Source organism: Xanthomonas arboricola (genome assembly GCF_003353015.1).
GTDB classification, from domain to species: domain Bacteria; phylum Pseudomonadota; class Gammaproteobacteria; order Xanthomonadales; family Xanthomonadaceae; genus Xanthomonas; species Xanthomonas arboricola_E.
Map to the genome: position 1 here is coordinate 519,355 of NZ_QREM01000008.1, position 15,890 is coordinate 535,244.

Sequence of the window (15,890 nt, forward strand, 5' to 3'; positions counted from 1 at the left end):
GCGGGATTCGGGATTCGGGATTCGGGATTCGTTGACCGCGGCACGTGATGTATTGCGTACTCGCCCAGATGCGCGAAGACCGCTTTTGCGAATCTCCAATCCCGAATTCCTAATCCCGTCGCACTTGTCACCGCCGCGACTTGTACGCGCAACATCCATGCCATCGCCCTCCCGGAAGCTAGCGAAAACCGGAGAACGGGCATGCGCTACGCGATCGTTACCGAAACCTACCCCCCCGAAGTCAACGGTGTTGCGCTGACCGTGCACGGGCTGGAAACCGGCCTGCGCGCACGCGGACACCAGGTGGACCTGGTACGTCCACGGCAGAGCGGCGATACGGATGCGGCCACGGCCCTGCTGGTGCGCGGCGCATCGCTGCCGCGCTATCCGGGACTGAAGTTCGGGCTGCCGGCAACACAACGCCTGGTGCGTCATTGGCAGATCACGCAACCGGATGCGGTCTATGTGGCCACGGAAGGCCCGCTGGGCTGGTCGGCGATGCGTGCGGCACGCCGGCTCGGCATCCCGGTCGCCACCGGCTTCCATACACGGTTCGACGAGTACCTGCCCGATTACGGTGCCGCCTGGCTGCAGGGCACCGCGTTGCGCTGGATGCGCCGCTTCCATAACCAGGCCGAGGCCACCCTGGTACCCACGCGCGAGCTGCAGCAGTTCCTGCGCGACGGCGGCTTCGAGCGGGTGCAGTTGCTGGCACGCGCGGTGGACAGCCAGCAGTTCGATCCGGCCCGGCGCGATCCGGCCCTGCGTGCCGAATGGGGCATCGAAGGCGAAGGCTTTGCCGCGATCTACGTCGGACGCATCGCCAACGAGAAGAATCTGCCGTTGGCGATCCGCGCCTTCCGCAAGTTGCAGCAGATCCGCCCGAAGGCGCGCTTCGTCTGGGTCGGCGATGGCCCGGCACGCGAGAAGATCGCGCACGAAAATCCGGACTTCCTCTTCTGCGGCATCCAGCGCGGCGCGGCGTTGGCACGCCACTTCGCCAGCGGCGATCTGTTCCTGTTCCCCAGCCGCAGCGAGACCTTCGGCAACGTGACCCTGGAGGCGATGGCCAGCGGTGTGGCCACGGTGGCCTTCGATTACGGCGCCGCGCGCGAGTATCTGCGCAGCGGCCACAGCGGGATGGCGGTGGAGACCGACGAGGCGTTCATCCAGGCCGCCGTCGCGCTGACCGAGGACGATGCGCTGCGCCAGCGCCTGGGGGCTGCGGCCGCACAGGCGATGAAGAAACTGCATCCGGACAACGTGGTGTCCGACTTCGAGGCCTTGCTGGTCGGCATCACTGCGGCACGGGGACGTTATGTCGGCAACGCGGCTTGAGCTCCTGCGCGGTCACGAAGCGCGCTGGTGCCGGCGCGCCAATCACTGGTGCCGGCGCCACCCGGTGCGGCGTGCATTTGCGACCATCAGCCGGCTTGGCGACGGGGTGTTCTGGTACAGCCTGATGGGCTTGCTGGTGCTGGCCGACGGCATGGACGGCGTGCGCGCTTCTGCGCACATGGCCGCCACCGGCGTGCTCGCGCTGAGCTTGTACAAGTCGCTCAAGCGCTGGACGCGTCGGCCACGCCCGTATGCGGCCGATGTGCGCATCCGCGCCTGGGTGGCGCCGCTGGACGAGTTCAGTTTTCCGTCCGGCCACACCTTGCATGCGGTGTCCTTCAGCATCGTGGCGGTGGCCTACTACCCGTGGCTTGCCCCCCTGCTGGTGCCGTTTTCGGCCGGCGTGGCGCTGTCGCGCGTGGTACTGGGCCTGCACTATCCCAGCGATGTGCTGGCTGCCACGGCGATCGGCGTGGTGCTGGCCAGCCTGTCGCTATGGGCATTTCCGGTGCTGCTCGGCTAAAGCGTGAGATCTGCCATCGCCGCGCTTGCATGACCAAGCCGATGCCCCTCGTCGCGCAGCCGGCCGTTCGCCCGGCACGCGCTCGGCGATGCAACGCTCCACCGATTCCCGATTCCCGATTCCCGACTCCCGTCCCGTGCTGCCGCCGTACAATGGCGCCATGACGACCCTGTTCATTTCCGACCTGCACCTGGATCCGGCCCGGCCGGCGATCACCGCGCTGTTTCTGGACTTCCTGCGCACGCAGGTGCCGGGCAGCGACGCGCTCTACATCCTGGGCGATCTGTTCGAAGCCTGGATCGGCGATGACACGCCATCGACCGCTGCCGATGCGGTGGCCGTGGCGCTGCATGCAGTGGCCGACAGCGGCGTGCCGGTGTTCTTCATGCCGGGCAATCGCGACTTCCTGGTGGGCAAGGCATACGCGCAACGTGCCGGCTTCCGCATCCTGCCCGATCCCACGGTGGTCGATCTATACGGGCACCCAACCTTGCTGATGCATGGCGACCTGCTGTGTACCGACGACACCGCCTACCAGGCGTTCCGTGCACAGACGCGCGATCCGGTCTTCCAGGCGCAGTTCCTGGCGCAGCCGCTGGCCGCGCGGGTCGCCTTCGCGCAGCAGGCACGCGCGGCCAGCCAGGCGCGTCATGCAGAACTCAAGCAAGGCGACCAGTCGCGCTTCGAGACCGTCACCGATGTCACCCCGGCCGAGGTGGAAACCACCTTCGTGCGGTATGGCCTGGACCGTCTGATCCATGGCCATACCCATCGCCCTGCGATCCACACCCTGCAGGCCGGTGGCCAGACCTGCACACGCATCGTGCTGGGCGACTGGTATGAACAAGGCTCGGTACTGCACGTGGATGCCGATGGCGTGTCGCTGGAGCAGCTGCCGCTTTGACGTCGCTGACCGCAGCTGGCCAGTAGCCGGGCGCAGGTCGCTCGGCCGGAACCACGGTGCAAGCGCGCTGCCGCGATGGACATCGGCCGCACGGTCTGCAGGTGCGCGCCGTGGTTTCGACACCGGGCCTGCGCGCTTGGCACGCGGCTCACCCACGCAGCTGGACGCGTTGACGCGCTGTCGCCAAACCCGCGACCGCGACCGCGACCGCGAACCAGCATGCCGTCTATCCAGCCGCACAGTCCATGCAGCATCCCAAGGCATCACTGCATGCTGCGCGCATGCTCGGCATAGTCGACGAAGTCGGCGTTGACCACGTCGTACCAGAGCACCGTGCCATCGGCCTGCACGCGGAAACGATCGCGCACCGGGCTGGTCTGCGGGTCGCCGGGGCACTCGTTGCCATGGCGCTCGCGGACTGCGAATTCGAATGCATCCGGCGGCGACGCAGCATCGTCTTCGGCGATGATGCTGATGCAGTTGTCCGGATAGAAATGGTCACCCTGCAGCCGGGTTTCCAGCACATGCAGCGCGCGGGCGCGGGCATCGTTGCCAGTCGGCGCGGGCGGCGCGGACACGGCCGGTTTGGGGGGCGCAGGGGCTGGGTCGGCAGGTTGCTGTTTGCAGCCGGCAATTGCCAGCGCGGCCAGGCACAGCGCCGCGTAACGCAGGGACTTGGACATGGTGCTCCGCTCCGCAGGACACGCCGGCGACAACCGGCAGTGCCTCCAGTCTGCGCGATCACTGCGCCTGCGTGTAGTGGCAAAGGCCCGGCACCTGCGGTGCCGGGCCGTCAGCGGAACGCGACGCGTGGTCCTCAGCGGAAGCCGGCGATGGTGGCCTTGGTATTGACCAGCACGCGCTGATTGTCGGCGGTGCTGGCATTGCCCATCGGCACGCCGTTGTAGCTGATGTTGGGGTTGGACCAGTAGTTCAGGCGCGGGCAGCCGCTGCTGCAGTCGTAGGCCATGATGGTGCGCCAGCTGTTGCCGTAGCGGTAACCGTGCCCGTAGGCATACGGCGAGGTGCTCGGGTCGTTGGTGGCGTCGTGACGGGCGCTCTGCAGATGGCCGATTTCATGCGCGAAGCTGTAATAGCCGGTGGCGCAATCCCAGTACACCGAGGCGAACGCGGTCGCGGCGGTAGAACCGATTCCCGATGCCAGGCCGCAGTAGCTGCTGTTGTTCAACACGATCACGCCCACATCGGCGCTGTAGGTGTTGCGGCTGGTGTGGATGCTGTCCATGTAACCGTCGTTGGTCACGCGGAAGCGCTGCAGGTCGGTGGTGAAATTGCCGGTTTCGCTGTAGCTGGTGGTCTCGTAACGCGCCAGTTGCAGGGTGATGCCGACGTTGCTGTTGATGTAGCCCTGGTTGGCCTCGGCCACTGCCAGTTGCACCAGCGACTGCATGTTGCCGCCGTAGGCAGTCACCGCCTGATTGGTGGCCACCACCAGCACGCGGATGGTCGCCGGGCTGCCCGACGATGCGGCGGCCGCGGTGACGCGCCCGTCGCTGGGCATGTCGATCTTCGGCAACAGGCTGTATTCGGCCGGGTGCTCCTGCGGCAGGCGGCTTTCCTCCACCTGCACCAGCACGTGGCGGCCATCGGCGAGCGGGCGCAGCCGATACAGCTTGCCGGCGTAGCGGATGGTCCCGGTGACGGTGTCGCCGCTGCGCACCAGGATGGCCGAGTTCAGCGGATCCACCCCCGACAGCGTGCGTGCGCGGGTCCCGGCACGCGGGCCGAGGTTGCCGTACCACACGCTATCGCCGCCCTCCAGGGCATCGACCTTGGCCTGGGTGGCGGTGATGGCCTGGCCGTCCAGTTGCAGCTCCAGCAGCTTCTCCGCGGCGGTCACCGCACCGGCGTCGAGCTGGACGACCTGCGCGTTGGCGGTGGACGGTGCGCTGAGCAGGCGCTGCAACGAGGGCTCGGCAGTGGCGGTGGCGGCCGCGCTGCGGCTCAACGCCGGGCCGGATTGATACAGCGGCTTGCCGGCAGCGGCGGCCGAACCGGCCAGGCACATGGCGATCAGACCCACCGTGGTGCACATCGACTTCGACTTCATCGTCTCTCTCTCCTTAGACATGGAAGTAACGGATGTGAAACACCGGGCCCCTGCCCCCGGGACGCCATTAAGGCGCGCCGCGCTGTATGGATTGCAAGTTGTTACAAAAGAAAATTACGTTTTTGTGATGTCTAGCGTTGAATGGATGCGATTCCGGCGGCTGCATGGAAGGACGCAGCGCACAGTCCGGTCGTCGAGCCGCGTTGCAGCGCAGGCCGCCTGCGGCATCCGGCGCCATCGAGTGCGGGTGACTGTCGGGATGACCGACGGCGGCGCGCATCGATGCGGCCGTTGCGCTCGTTGCGCATGCAGTGCTGCATGCGCGCGCTGCGGCGGGCGCGCCTCGGCAGCGTGGCATCGGTACGGGCCGACGCGATCTGCCCGCAGGCGTCGCTCGAGCGAGCGTGCAACTACGGCCCACGCCTCCACCACCGGCTGCTCAGCCGGCCTGCTCCACCAGATCGGCCAGTTCGTCCTCGTCGAAGCCGGCAAGCAGCCGTGCCTGCAGATTGAACGGCCCATGCAGGTAACCGCCGGCGTACTCGTGCAGCAGCGCCTTGAAGCGCGCGCGCGGCTCGATGCCGGCCTGCGCGCAATACCAGCGGTACCAGCGCGAGCCGGCCGCCACGTGCGCCACTTCCTCGCGCAGGATGGTCTCCAGCACCTCGGCAGTGGCGGTATCGCCGAGCGAACGCAGTTTGACGATCATCGCCGGCGTCACATCCAGCCCGCGCGCTTCCAGCACGCGCGGCACCAGCGCCATGCGCGCCAGGCCATCGTGCGCGGTTTTCTCGCACATTTCCCACAGGCCGTTGTGCGCGGCGAAGTCGCCGTAGTCGTGGTCGTGTGCGTGCAACCGCGCGCGCAGCAGCATGAAGTGGCGCGATTCGTCATCGGCCACGCCAACCCAGTCGGCATAGAACGCAGCCGGCAACCCACGGAAGCGATACACCGCATCCCAGGCCAGATCGATGGCGTTGAGCTCGATATGCGCGATGGCGTGGATAAAGGCGGCGCGCCCTTCCAGGCTGCCCAGCCCACGCCGCGGCACCTGCCGCGGATGCACCAGCACCGGCCTGGCAGGCCGGCCCGGCATGCGGATCGGCTGCGCTGGCGCCGCCTGCGGCGATGGCAGCGGCAAGGTGCCGGCGCGGAACGCGGCCGCATGCCGCTGCGTCAGTGCGACCTTCTCCAGCGGATCGGCCGCCTGCAGGCAGGCATGTGCGGCTTGCAGAAGATCCATCGTGTCCATCACTCCGTCGTTGCGATAAACCGCAGGATCGACGACCCCGACAGTTGCCACTTCACGCTGCAGCGATCGCTACCCCGACGCCGCCATCGCATGTTCGGTCTGCGCACATCCACAGCGGCCAGCGACACTGCCGAACCACCGCAGCGCACGCCATGTCGCGCCCGACTGCATCCAGCTGACGCGATCTCCGCGCAGCTGATCCGCATGGCACAGGGACGCTATGCCACGCCTGGGGAGCGCCGCCCTGCAGCGCTAGCGCAGACCCTCACGCGCGGCGACGCTTCTTGGCATCGTCCGAGCGCAGTTGCTGGATGCGTTCGAAATAGCCCGGCTCGATGCCGGTGATGTACTCGCCGTTGAAGCACGAGGAATCGAACTGCTGGATGTCCGGATTGCCTTCGCGCACCGCCACTTCCAGGTCTTCCAGATCCTGGTAGATCAGCCAGTCGCAACCGAGGAATTCCTGGATTTCCAGCTCGCTGCGGCCATGCGCGATCAGCTCTTCGGCCGCCGGCATGTCGATGCCGTAGATATTGGGGTAACGCACCGGCGGCGCGGCCGAGGCCAGGTACACCTTGCGTGCACCGGCATCGCGCGCCATCTGCACGATCTGCCGGCTGGTGGTGCCGCGCACGATCGAATCGTCGACCAGCAGCACCACGCGGTTGCGGAATTCCAGGTGGATCGGATTGAGCTTGCGACGCACCGATTTCTGCCGCTCGCCCTGCCCCGGCATGATGAAGGTCCGGCCCACGTAGCGATTCTTGACGAAGCCCTCGCGGTACTTCACCCCGAGCACGTTGGACATTTCCAGCGCCACATCGCGCGAGGTGTCCGGGATCGGGATGATGGTGTCGATATCATGGTCCGGGCGCAGGCGCAGGATCTTCTCGCCCAGCTTCAGGCCCATGCGCATGCGCGCCTTGTGCACCGAGATGTTGTCGATCATCGAATCCGGGCGCGCGAAGTACACATACTCGAAGATGCACGGCGCATTGACGGTCGGCGCCGCGCAGACTTCCGAAAACAGCTCGCCGCGCGCGGTGATCACCATCGCCTCGCCGGGGCGCAGGTCGCGCACGCGCTGGTAGCCGAGGATGTCCAGCGCGGCCGATTCGGAGGAGACGATGTATTCGGTGCCTTCGGCGTGCTCGCGCTTGCCCAGCACCAGCGGACGGATGCCGTGCGGGTCGCGGAACGCCACCAGGCCCAGGCCCAGCACCACGCTGACCACCGCATAGCCACCCTTGCAGCGACGGTGCACGCCGGCCACCGCGCGGATCGCCGCCTCGGGGGTGAGCATGCGCTGCGCGTCCAGCTCGTAGGCGAACACGTTCAACAGCACTTCGCTGTCCGAATCGGTGTTGATGTTGCGGCGGTCGGCCTCGAACACCTGCTGGCGCAGGGATTCGGTGTTGATCAGGTTGCCGTTGTGCGCCAGCGCGATGCCGTAGGGCGAGTTGACGTAAAACGGCTGCGCCTCGTCCATGCCTTCCGAGCCTGCGGTCGGATAGCGGCAATGCGCGATGCCGACGCGGCCTTCCAGCACCGCCATCTTCTTTTCGTCGAAGACATCGCGCACCAGCCCGTTGGCCTTTTGCACGCGCAGGCGCGTGCCGTCTGCGGTGGCGATGCCTGCGGCGTCCTGCCCACGATGCTGCAGGACGGTCAGCCCGTCATAGAGCTGCCCGGCGACGTTCTGGTTGCCGACAATACCGACGATGCCACACATGGTGCGCGTTCTCCGCTACGGCTTGCGCCGTTACTGTGAAGGGGGCCGTGCCTGGCCTTGGGACTCGACCCGGGCCGGGTCGCTTTCTCCGCCGCGAACCTGCGCCGGATCGATATTGGCCGGCATCGCCTGCGTCGGATCGCGTCCGTCGCTGGCAGCTTTGCCGGGTTGCCCGAGCGCACGCGTGATGGTGTCGCTCAGACCGGACCCGGACAGCGCCTTGCCCAGGTCCGTATTATCGCCTGCCGAGGGCAACTTCCCCAACTCCGTTGGCAGGTTGCCGAGTTCCATCGATGGCATGTCCATCGACGGCATCCGCCAGGCCGGCAGTTGCGCCCGCATCCAGCTCGCGCCCGGCGACAGCATCGGCATCAGCATCGACTGGCGCCAGGCCGGCTCGCGCGGCAACGGCGTGAAGCTCATCAGCAGCACCAGCACGCTGGCCAGGAAGCCGCCGCGCACCAGGCCCAGACCGAACCCGAGCATGCGGTCCATCCCGCCCAGCCGCACCGCGTCCACGCCGGCGCGGATCACCATGCCGATCACCGCCACGGTGATCAGCACGCCGACGAATACCATCGCGTAGCCGCCGAACGACTCGGTGGCCGACGGATGCCTGCCATCGGCGATCCAGCGCGCGGCCGGGCCGCCGAACTGGAACGTTGCCCAGCCGGCCAGCAACCACGACAGCGTGCCGACCACGATGGCGACAAACCCGCGCAGCAAGCCCAACAGGGCCGACACCAGGATGATGACGCCCAGCACCATGTCGATCATTGCCCACTTCTCCGCACGGCGCGCACGCCGCTGGTCCAACCTGGCTCGGTGTTCATTGCGCTCCCTTCCCTGGGTGTAAGGCGATCAGGACATCCGCTCGCCGCTGGCACCGTCACGCAAGCGGCGACCAGGCGTGCTGCGGATGCGCCGCACCGCGCGCAGCGAATCGCCCGGCGTGCCGGTCTCCGGCACGCACCGCGCCCGCCCGATGGCGGCGCAGTGGCTTACGGATGCGGACGCACCATGCCGGAAATGCCGACCTTGGCCGCCACCTGCGCGCGCAGCTGTTCGGCATCGCCGCGGTTGGCAACCGGGCCGACGCGCACGCGGTTGAGCGCGCCCTTGTCGGTACGCACCTGTTCGACGAAAGCGCTGAAGCCAGCAGCGCGCACGCGGTCGCGCAAGGCGTCGGCGTCTTCGGCGCGGCCGAAGGCGCCCAGCTGCACCGCAAAGCCGACCGAACTGGCTGCAGGTGCTGCCGGCGCGGTGGGCGCCGCGACGACCGGCTTGGCCGGCTCGGGCTTGGCCGGTTCGGTTTTCGCCACCTCCGGCTTGGCCGGGGCAGGCTTGGGCGCTTCGGCCGGCTTGGGCGCGGTGGCGACCGGCTTGGCCGGCTCCGGCGGCAGGCTTTCGGTCCTGGTCGGGGCGGTCGTGCCGGCGGCGGCCACGCTGCTGTTCGGCTTGGCGGCCGTCGCGGGCGTCGGCGTACTGGCGGCCGGCGCTGGCGCGGCGGCATTGGCATCCAGCGTCACCACCTGGGCGTTGACGTCGCTGCGTACCTTCACCGCCTGCAGGCGCGCCGCTTCGGCCTGGGCCTGGTCGACATACGGCCCCACACGCACACGCCAGGCCGGGCGGCCGTTGATCTGGGTCTTTTCGCTGAAGCCGGGCAGCTGCGCCTGCTTGAGCCGCGCCAGCACCGCGTCGGCATCGGCGCTGGTGGCGTAGGCGCCGAAGTTGACTGCGTAGTTGCCGGCCGCCACCTCGGGTGCCGACGGCGTACTGGCCGGGTTGGCCAGATCGGCTGCATCGGGGTTGTCCTGCACCGCGGCCGGCGCGGTGGCGGCACCGCGCATGCCCAGCGCGCCACCGGCCGGCGCATCGCCCGGGGTGACCAGCGGCAATTCGCGGGTCTCGAACTCGCCATTGGCCGGCGCGGCAGGTGCCTCCAGCGGCACGTCGGCCACACCGCTCGACGGCGCGGGGCCCTTGACCAGCATCGGCAGGAAGATCACGGCAAGCGCCACCAGAACGATGGCGCCAATCAGTCGCTGTTTCAGAGCAGTATCCACGTAGAGAGACGAAAGGCGGCGTGGCGGGGTGCCGCGGCGATTATAAGGCCGCAGCCGGGCTACCGCCCCGGGTGGACTGAACGAAGTGCGTTTAGCGCGTCGGCAACGGTATGAAACGAGCCGAACACCAGCACCCGATCACCGGGGGCGGCCTGCGCCAGCACTGCGGCCAATGCGCCCGCCACGTCGCCGTGACATACCGCCTGCGCTGCCGCACTGCCTTGCAGACGGGCCTGCAAGGCCTGCGCCGACTGTCCACGCGCGCCGTCCAGCCCGGCCAGGGTCCAGTGGTCGACCTGCGCGCCCAACGCCTCCACCACGCCCAGCGCATCCTTGTCGGCCAGGGCGGCGTAGATGGCATGCGTGCTGCCGCCGTGCGCCTGCGCGCCCAGTGCATCGGCCAGCGCGCGCGCGGCCTGCGGATTGTGGCCGACATCCAGCAGCACCTGCACGCCATCGATGTCAACGCGCTGCAGCCGTCCGACCACCTGGGCATGGGCAATCCCCTGCGCCCAGGCGGCCTGCGGAAGCTCCACCGGCAAGGCCTGCAGCGCGGCAATGGCCGCAGCGGCGTTGGCCAGCTGCACCGGCGCGTGCAGGGCCGGCATCGGCAGCTCCAGCGTCACCGCGACATCGCGCCAGCGCCACTGCGGCACCTCCGGATGCTGCGCCTCGATCGGCTCGAAGAAGTAATCGCTGCCGGCGCGGATCGCGTTGGCGCCCAGCTGGTAGGCACGCCGCAGTACGCTCGATGGCGGGTCGATTTCGCCCAGCACCACCGGCTTCCAGGCGCGGAGGATGCCGGCCTTCTCGGCGCCGATCGCTTCGCGGTCTTCGCCCAGCCAATCGGTATGGTCGATATCCACGGTGGTGATCACCGCGACATCCGAGTCGACGATATTGACTGCATCCAGGCGCCCGCCCAGGCCGATTTCCAGCACCGCCAGGTCCAGCGCGGAGCGCTGCAGCAGCCACAGCGCCGCCAGCGTGCCGTACTCGAAATAGGTCAGCGCGGTCTGGCCGCGCGCCGCTTCGACGGCGGCAAAGGCGTCCACCAGTTGCGCATCGCCGACCTCGTTGCCGTCGATGCGCACGCGCTCGTTGTAGCGCAGCAGATGCGGCGAGGTGTAGGACCCCACCTTCCACCCAGCGGCGCGGCCGATCGCCTCGATAAAGGCCACGGTGGACCCCTTGCCATTGGTGCCGCNGATGTGTATAAGAGACAGATGCGGCGAGGTGTAGGACCCCACCTTCCACCCAGCGGCGCGGCCGATCGCCTCGATAAAGGCCACGGTGGACCCCTTGCCATTGGTGCCGCCGACGACGATGACGTGCCTGGCAGGCGCTGCAAGCTGCAGACGTGCCGCCACCTCGCGCACGCGCTCCAGGCCCATGGCGATGTTCTGCGGATGCTGTTGCTCGATGTAGGCGAGCCAGTCGGAGAGGGTGGCGGGGATTGTCACTTGCTACCTGAAATCTTGCGTGCGACAAGCATTATCACGCTTGATGAAGTCTTGGACCAATAGAGCCGGAACTTCATTCCTGAATCGTAGGCATTGACGTCTACTCTCTGCCATCGACCGGGTATTGGGGCGTGGACCGAACCAGTAAGCAGCGGCGCGCATGAAGGATAGCACTGAGTGCTTTACTGCGGCCCGTAGATCTCAGCTATCTGTGAACCCAGCACTGAACGCCGCCCTTTCAATGTCACTGCGATCCGTTGCTCGGGATATCGACGATACAGGCTTTCACTGATGCAGAGGTAATCCGGAAACGCATGCTCGATCGGTCCACCGCGCAACCGATACTCGCAAGATTGCCGGCTCGGTTGAGAGTACGTTTGCATGACGTACGCTTCTTCAAACGACCTACCAACGGCCAAGGTCAGCAACCAAGGCACCGTTTTTGCGAGCAGCAGCCAAGTTAAGAAACCCAGCATTACTGGTGTCCCTAAGAACATAAAGACATTTGCAATGCGTCCCTGCCCCTCGATATCTGTTGGTCGACCAAGACGCCGATTGTGCTTGCGCAGCAATACCGTTAGCACGATACCGACCATCAAAAATGGCCATTTCAAATAGCGTCCTTGCATGAACTCTGACGGGGCAAAATCGACAAATAAGCCAAGCAGAATCAGGCCCATCACAAGAAGTACAGAGGCCACCTTCATCAAGGCAAACAGCTTTGATTTCACTGGACCACCCCCAAGTTTCTCGTTGGACCGCGCGCCAAATAAAGCGCAATGATAGCCAAGCCTTAACTTCATCCGCGATAAAAAGTGACGAATTCATCGCACGCAGCGCAAATACAGGCAGCACGTCGCCATGGCTAAGGTGCCGTTGCCTGCGGTGCGACGATAAAGTAACCGTGCACCGTGGAACCCAAAGATGAGCGTTTGCCTTGAATGACCACACTCAACGCGCCATTTGGGAAGCTCATCAAATCGTGCTCGCGTGTGCAAAGCCGCGTTGGTGCGCCATGAGGCAATGGGTAGATCATGAGCCCGTAAGGGCACATCATGCTTTTATGCGCAGGGCGTATGAGCACTTGTTCCGAATACATGCTGCCGAATGCCTCGGTCCATGCCCACGGCACAATCCTGACGACCAGCGCCCATACCACCAGCCCGATCACCATCGTGGACATCAGCCAGCGAAAGATACAGCGTTCGATACCGATTCGCTGCAACTGACGCTGGAGCCTGCCACTGGCATTGGCCCAGAGCAGCGCGCCAAACAGGGCTAACGCAGTGAAACCGAACACCACGAGGGTGAGGTCGATCAAGGCGTTGGCCGGCGGAAGGAACTTGAAAGAATTAGCGAGGAAAAGCAACGCCACCGGCGTCACAAACAGTAATAAAACACGAAAACGATTATCAAAATCTCTCATGCTTGAGACACCGGAGTAAGTGACTTAGCCGCCATCCTTGAGCAACATACTGACCCTGGTGTTGCTAAAGCGCCCGATGCTTGGCTTCGCCAAAGAACGGCGTGTGGTGCGCGCAGTCGTTGAGCCGCACCACTTCCAGGTGATCCACGTCCTCGCCTTCGAGCAGGTTGAGCGTGGTCGGCGCCTGGCGGAAGGTCCACAGCCGGGACAGCGGCAGGCCCAGGATCTTGCACAGGATCACCCGGTTGACCGCATCGTGCGCGACCACCAGCAAGGTGTCGGCCGCGCCCAGGCCGTCGGCCGCACGCGCCAGGCCACGCCAGCTGCGGTCCAGCACCTGGCGCAGGGATTCGCCGCCGGGCATCAGCACGGTATCGGGCTCGTCGCGCCAGGCGCGCAGACGTGCCGGATCCTTGTCGTTGATCTCGCTGGCCAGCAGGCCTTCCCATTCGCCGTGGGCGATTTCCTGCAGGTCTGCATCGGTCTGCAGCAGGCTTTCACGATTACTGCCCAGCGCCAGCCTGGCGGTGGCCTGTGCACGCGACAGCGGCGACGCCACCGCGCGGGTGATCTCCAACGACTGCAGACGCGCGCCGAGCGCGGCCGCCTGGCCTTCGCCGACCGGCGACAGCGGGATATCGATCTGGCCCTGGTAGCGGCCTTCGGCGTTCCACGGCGTCTCGCCGTGACGGGCAAGCAGGATGCGCATGCGCGAGAGATTCCTTGGGGGAGGGGCCGGCTCGCCGCAGCGAAACGGGAGCGCATGATAACCCCTCCCGCTGCGGTGCCGGCCGCCCGCGTCGGCGCAGGCCGGGTTGCTGCGGCAGCGGTGGTGCGAGGGGGTGACCTCTGTCATGCCCCAGTGCAACGACCGGCGTTCCACGGCGATCACGCGGGTCATCGCCGGAACGAAGATCCAGCTGCCGCTCACCGATGTCCGCTTGCCATCAAGGCCTGGCCAACCAGCCCGCCCTGCCCGTCCAGCGCTCGCGAACTCCGGCACCGGTCAGGCGCGCCCGAAGGCCGGATCGCTGCGGCTGGGCCTGCCGGTTTCCAGATGCCCGGCCAGGCGGCGGCGGAATGCAGCGCCCGGTTGTTCCAGCACCACGTCGTACCAGTGATCGCTGGCAGCAAGCGCCAGACGCACGGTCTGGCGCTGCCCTGCGGCCAGGTGCAGCGAGCGCGCGGTCGGGTCTGCGTAGTCCAGCGCGCGCAGCTGCAGCGTGCATGGCTGCCGTCCGGCGTTGCCGATCTCCAGGACCAGCGCCTCGCCGTCCTGCCGCGCCTCCAACCATGGCGCAGCCGATTGCGTCCCGGCCGCAGCGAGGTCGCCGGCGAATTCGCGCAGGAAGCCATTGGGCCCATGCACGCTCAGCGCATAAGCACCGTTGTGCGCAGCGCCGACCGGCACATCGTCCAGCTGGGTGCCGGGCAACACGGTGTAGTACCACGGGCCGCCGCTTGCAGCGCTGGTGTAGACATTGAACGCGGCCGCCGCAGCGCCGCTGTTGACGAACTGCAGCTGCACGCCACCGTCGCCCTGCACGCGCGCATGCACCTGCAAGGCGTACGGCAACGCGCGTGCCGGACGTTGGCCAGGTTCCTGTCGCGGCATGCTGGCCTTGGTCGGCGGCACCGGCAGCGGCTTGTCGCGCACCGCGGCGGTGCGCGCGCGGTAGTCATCGACCGACGGCAACGCGCTCACGGCCGAATCGTCCGGCCTGCGGAAATCGAACACGCTGGTCAGATCGCCACTGACCGCCCGGCGCCACGGGCTGATGTTGGGTTCGGCCACCCCGAAGCGGCGTTCCAGAAGGCGCAGCACCGAGGTGTGATCGAACACCTGCGAGTTGACCCAGCCACCGCGCGTCCAGGGCGAGATCACCAGCATCGGCACGCGGATGCCCAGGCCCATCGGCACACCCGCGTAGACCTCCCCGCGCGTCTCGACGTTGCTGCGCCCCATGCGCGCATCCAGCGCCGGCAACGCTGCGGGCACGTGATCGAAGAAGCCGTCGTTCTCGTCGTAGTTGATGATCAAGGCGGTCTTGGCCCACACCTGCGGGTTGGCGGTGAGCGCATCGATCAGGCGCGCCACCAGCGATTCGCCATAGGCCGGCGGCGCTTCCGGATGTTCGCAGTACGCGGTGGGCGGCACGATCCAGGACACCTGCGGCAAGCGGTCGGCCTGCACGTCGGCGGCGATCGCGGCGATGAGATGCTCGGCCTGCGTGGTGGCGGCGTTGTCGGCGGTGGAACCGGGCACGCAGGCACGCGCGCGTCGATAGCGCTCGTCGTCGGGGTGCAGATCGCGGTAGTGCGAAAAATACGCCAGCGAGTTGCAGCCGAAGTTGTCGTACTCCTGGTACACGCGCCAGTCCACGCCTGCGGCCTGCAGGCGCTGCGCGTAGGTGGTCCAGCCCATTGCCGCATAACCGGGCTTGTCGCGCGCCATGTCGGCGGTCCAGTTGCCGTCGTCGGCATTGGTCACCGCCTGCGCGCCGAGATTGCCCACGCTGGTGCCGCTGGTGCCGGTGAACAGGTACATGCGATTGGGATTGGTCGGCCCGTGCAACGAACAGAAATAGCCATCGCAAATGGTGAACGCATCGGCCAGTGCGTGGTAGTACGGGATGTCGTGACGCTGGAAATAGCCCATCGTCAATTCGCCCTTGTACGGCACCCAGGCGTCGTACTCGGCCCAGCGCGCCGGGTCCTGGCCGTGGCCGGCTTTCCACGAATGATCCAGGCTCTTGATCAACGGCGCGGAGGTGTTTTGCGAATCGAAGGCGAACGGCAGCAGGCGGCGCCCATCGGCGGCCGGCTGGCTCCAGACCGGGTGGCCATCGCGCAGCTGCAACGGGCGCGGATCGCCGAAGCCACGCACGCCACGCAACGCGCCGAAGTAATGATCGAACGAGCGATTCTCCTGCATCAGGATCACCACGTGTTCGATGTCGCGCAGCGTGCCGGTGCGCGAGTTGGCCGGCAACGCAAGTGCGCGACCGATCGAGGACGGCAGGGCGCCGGCGGCGGTCAGTGCGGCGACGCGCTTGAGGAAATCGCGGCGTGAGGGGGAAGACGTCATGGCTACGGGACCTGCGAGAAATAC

General features: G+C 66.9%; 13 protein-coding genes and 1 pseudogene. 3 read left to right on the forward strand and 11 right to left on the reverse strand.

The window, feature by feature from the left end:
• Positions 1 to 201 precede the first annotated feature (201 nt).
• From C0541_RS10285 to lpxH, 3 genes are all read left to right on the forward strand, one after another.
• Positions 202 to 1,338, forward strand: a complete 1,137-nt coding sequence (locus C0541_RS10285) for a glycosyltransferase family 4 protein (protein WP_115048068.1) — start codon at positions 202 to 204, stop codon at positions 1,336 to 1,338.
• The gene (locus C0541_RS10290) at positions 1,319 to 1,861 is read left to right on the forward strand and encodes a phosphatase PAP2 family protein (RefSeq protein ID WP_115048070.1); all 543 of its coding nucleotides are present in this window, start codon (positions 1,319 to 1,321) and stop codon (positions 1,859 to 1,861) included. The genes C0541_RS10285 and C0541_RS10290 overlap by 20 nt, the downstream gene beginning before the upstream one ends.
• Positions 1,862 to 2,021: 160 nt before the next feature.
• Entirely contained in the window at positions 2,022 to 2,765 is a 744-nt protein-coding gene (gene lpxH / locus C0541_RS10295; RefSeq protein WP_115048215.1) for a UDP-2,3-diacylglucosamine diphosphatase, read from the forward strand.
• A 263-nt stretch (positions 2,766 to 3,028) separates the two neighbouring features.
• Here lpxH and C0541_RS10300 read toward each other — a convergent pair whose 3' ends face one another.
• The 11 genes and pseudogenes from C0541_RS10300 to C0541_RS10350 all read right to left on the reverse strand — a co-directional run bounded on the left by C0541_RS10300 (position 3,029) and on the right by C0541_RS10350 (position 15,866).
• Positions 3,029 to 3,448: a hypothetical protein gene (locus tag C0541_RS10300; RefSeq protein WP_115048073.1), complete on the reverse strand. Its 420-nt coding sequence runs from the start codon at positions 3,446 to 3,448 to the stop codon at positions 3,029 to 3,031.
• Between the two features lie 134 nt (positions 3,449 to 3,582).
• Positions 3,583 to 4,836, reverse strand: a complete 1,254-nt coding sequence (locus tag C0541_RS10305; RefSeq protein WP_115048076.1) for a zinc-dependent metalloprotease — start codon at positions 4,834 to 4,836, stop codon at positions 3,583 to 3,585.
• 439 nt (positions 4,837 to 5,275) lie between these two features.
• Positions 5,276 to 6,079 (reverse strand): ferritin-like domain-containing protein, encoded by an 804-nt coding sequence (locus tag C0541_RS10310; RefSeq protein ID WP_115048217.1) that lies wholly within the window; start codon positions 6,077 to 6,079, stop codon positions 5,276 to 5,278.
• 274 nt (positions 6,080 to 6,353) lie between these two features.
• On the reverse strand, positions 6,354 to 7,820 hold the full coding sequence (gene purF, locus C0541_RS10315) for an amidophosphoribosyltransferase (protein WP_115048078.1): 1,467 nt from the start codon (positions 7,818 to 7,820) through the stop codon (positions 6,354 to 6,356).
• A 30-nt stretch (positions 7,821 to 7,850) separates the two neighbouring features.
• Complete coding sequence (locus tag C0541_RS10320) at positions 7,851 to 8,597, reverse strand: CvpA family protein (protein WP_115048080.1); 747 nt, start codon at positions 8,595 to 8,597, stop codon at positions 7,851 to 7,853.
• 224 nt (positions 8,598 to 8,821) lie between these two features.
• Positions 8,822 to 9,889: an SPOR domain-containing protein gene (locus C0541_RS10325; protein WP_115048081.1), complete on the reverse strand. Its 1,068-nt coding sequence runs from the start codon at positions 9,887 to 9,889 to the stop codon at positions 8,822 to 8,824.
• Between the two features lie 59 nt (positions 9,890 to 9,948).
• A pseudogene (folC, locus tag C0541_RS10330) lies at positions 9,949 to 11,100 on the reverse strand (bifunctional tetrahydrofolate synthase/dihydrofolate synthase); the annotation flags it as partial.
• Positions 11,101 to 11,534: 434 nt separating this feature from the next.
• Entirely contained in the window at positions 11,535 to 12,083 is a 549-nt protein-coding gene (locus C0541_RS10335) for a hypothetical protein (protein ID WP_115048219.1), read from the reverse strand.
• 134 nt (positions 12,084 to 12,217) lie between these two features.
• The gene (locus C0541_RS10340; RefSeq protein ID WP_153064979.1) at positions 12,218 to 12,778 is read right to left on the reverse strand and encodes a hypothetical protein; all 561 of its coding nucleotides are present in this window, start codon (positions 12,776 to 12,778) and stop codon (positions 12,218 to 12,220) included.
• Between the two features lie 64 nt (positions 12,779 to 12,842).
• Positions 12,843 to 13,487 carry a histidine phosphatase family protein gene (locus C0541_RS10345; protein WP_039514852.1) on the reverse strand — a complete coding sequence of 215 codons (645 nt, stop codon included), beginning with the start codon at positions 13,485 to 13,487 and terminating at the stop codon, positions 12,843 to 12,845.
• 297 nt (positions 13,488 to 13,784) lie between these two features.
• Positions 13,785 to 15,866, reverse strand: coding sequence for a phosphocholine-specific phospholipase C (locus tag C0541_RS10350; protein WP_115048085.1), 2,082 nt, complete (start codon positions 15,864 to 15,866; stop codon positions 13,785 to 13,787).
• Positions 15,867 to 15,890 lie beyond the last annotated feature (24 nt).

Bases quoted from the DNA above. Each gene is read 5' to 3' on its own strand.
- C0541_RS10285 (WP_115048068.1), top strand. From the start codon at position 202: ATGCGCTACGCGATCGTTACCGAAACCTACCCCCCCGAAGTCAACGGT.
- C0541_RS10290 (WP_115048070.1), top strand. From the start codon at position 1,319: ATGTCGGCAACGCGGCTTGAGCTCCTGCGCGGTCACGAAGCGCGCTGG.
- lpxH (WP_115048215.1), top strand. From the start codon at position 2,022: ATGACGACCCTGTTCATTTCCGACCTGCACCTGGATCCGGCCCGGCCG.
- C0541_RS10300 (WP_115048073.1), bottom strand. From the start codon at position 3,448: ATGTCCAAGTCCCTGCGTTACGCGGCGCTGTGCCTGGCCGCGCTGGCA.
- C0541_RS10305 (WP_115048076.1), bottom strand. From the start codon at position 4,836: ATGAAGTCGAAGTCGATGTGCACCACGGTGGGTCTGATCGCCATGTGC.
- C0541_RS10310 (WP_115048217.1), bottom strand. From the start codon at position 6,079: ATGGATCTTCTGCAAGCCGCACATGCCTGCCTGCAGGCGGCCGATCCG.
- purF (WP_115048078.1), bottom strand. From the start codon at position 7,820: ATGTGTGGCATCGTCGGTATTGTCGGCAACCAGAACGTCGCCGGGCAG.
- C0541_RS10320 (WP_115048080.1), bottom strand. From the start codon at position 8,597: ATGATCGACATGGTGCTGGGCGTCATCATCCTGGTGTCGGCCCTGTTG.
- C0541_RS10340 (WP_153064979.1), bottom strand. From the start codon at position 12,778: ATGAGAGATTTTGATAATCGTTTTCGTGTTTTATTACTGTTTGTGACG.
- C0541_RS10345 (WP_039514852.1), bottom strand. From the start codon at position 13,487: ATGCGCATCCTGCTTGCCCGTCACGGCGAGACGCCGTGGAACGCCGAA.
- C0541_RS10350 (WP_115048085.1), bottom strand. From the start codon at position 15,866: ATGACGTCTTCCCCCTCACGCCGCGATTTCCTCAAGCGCGTCGCCGCA.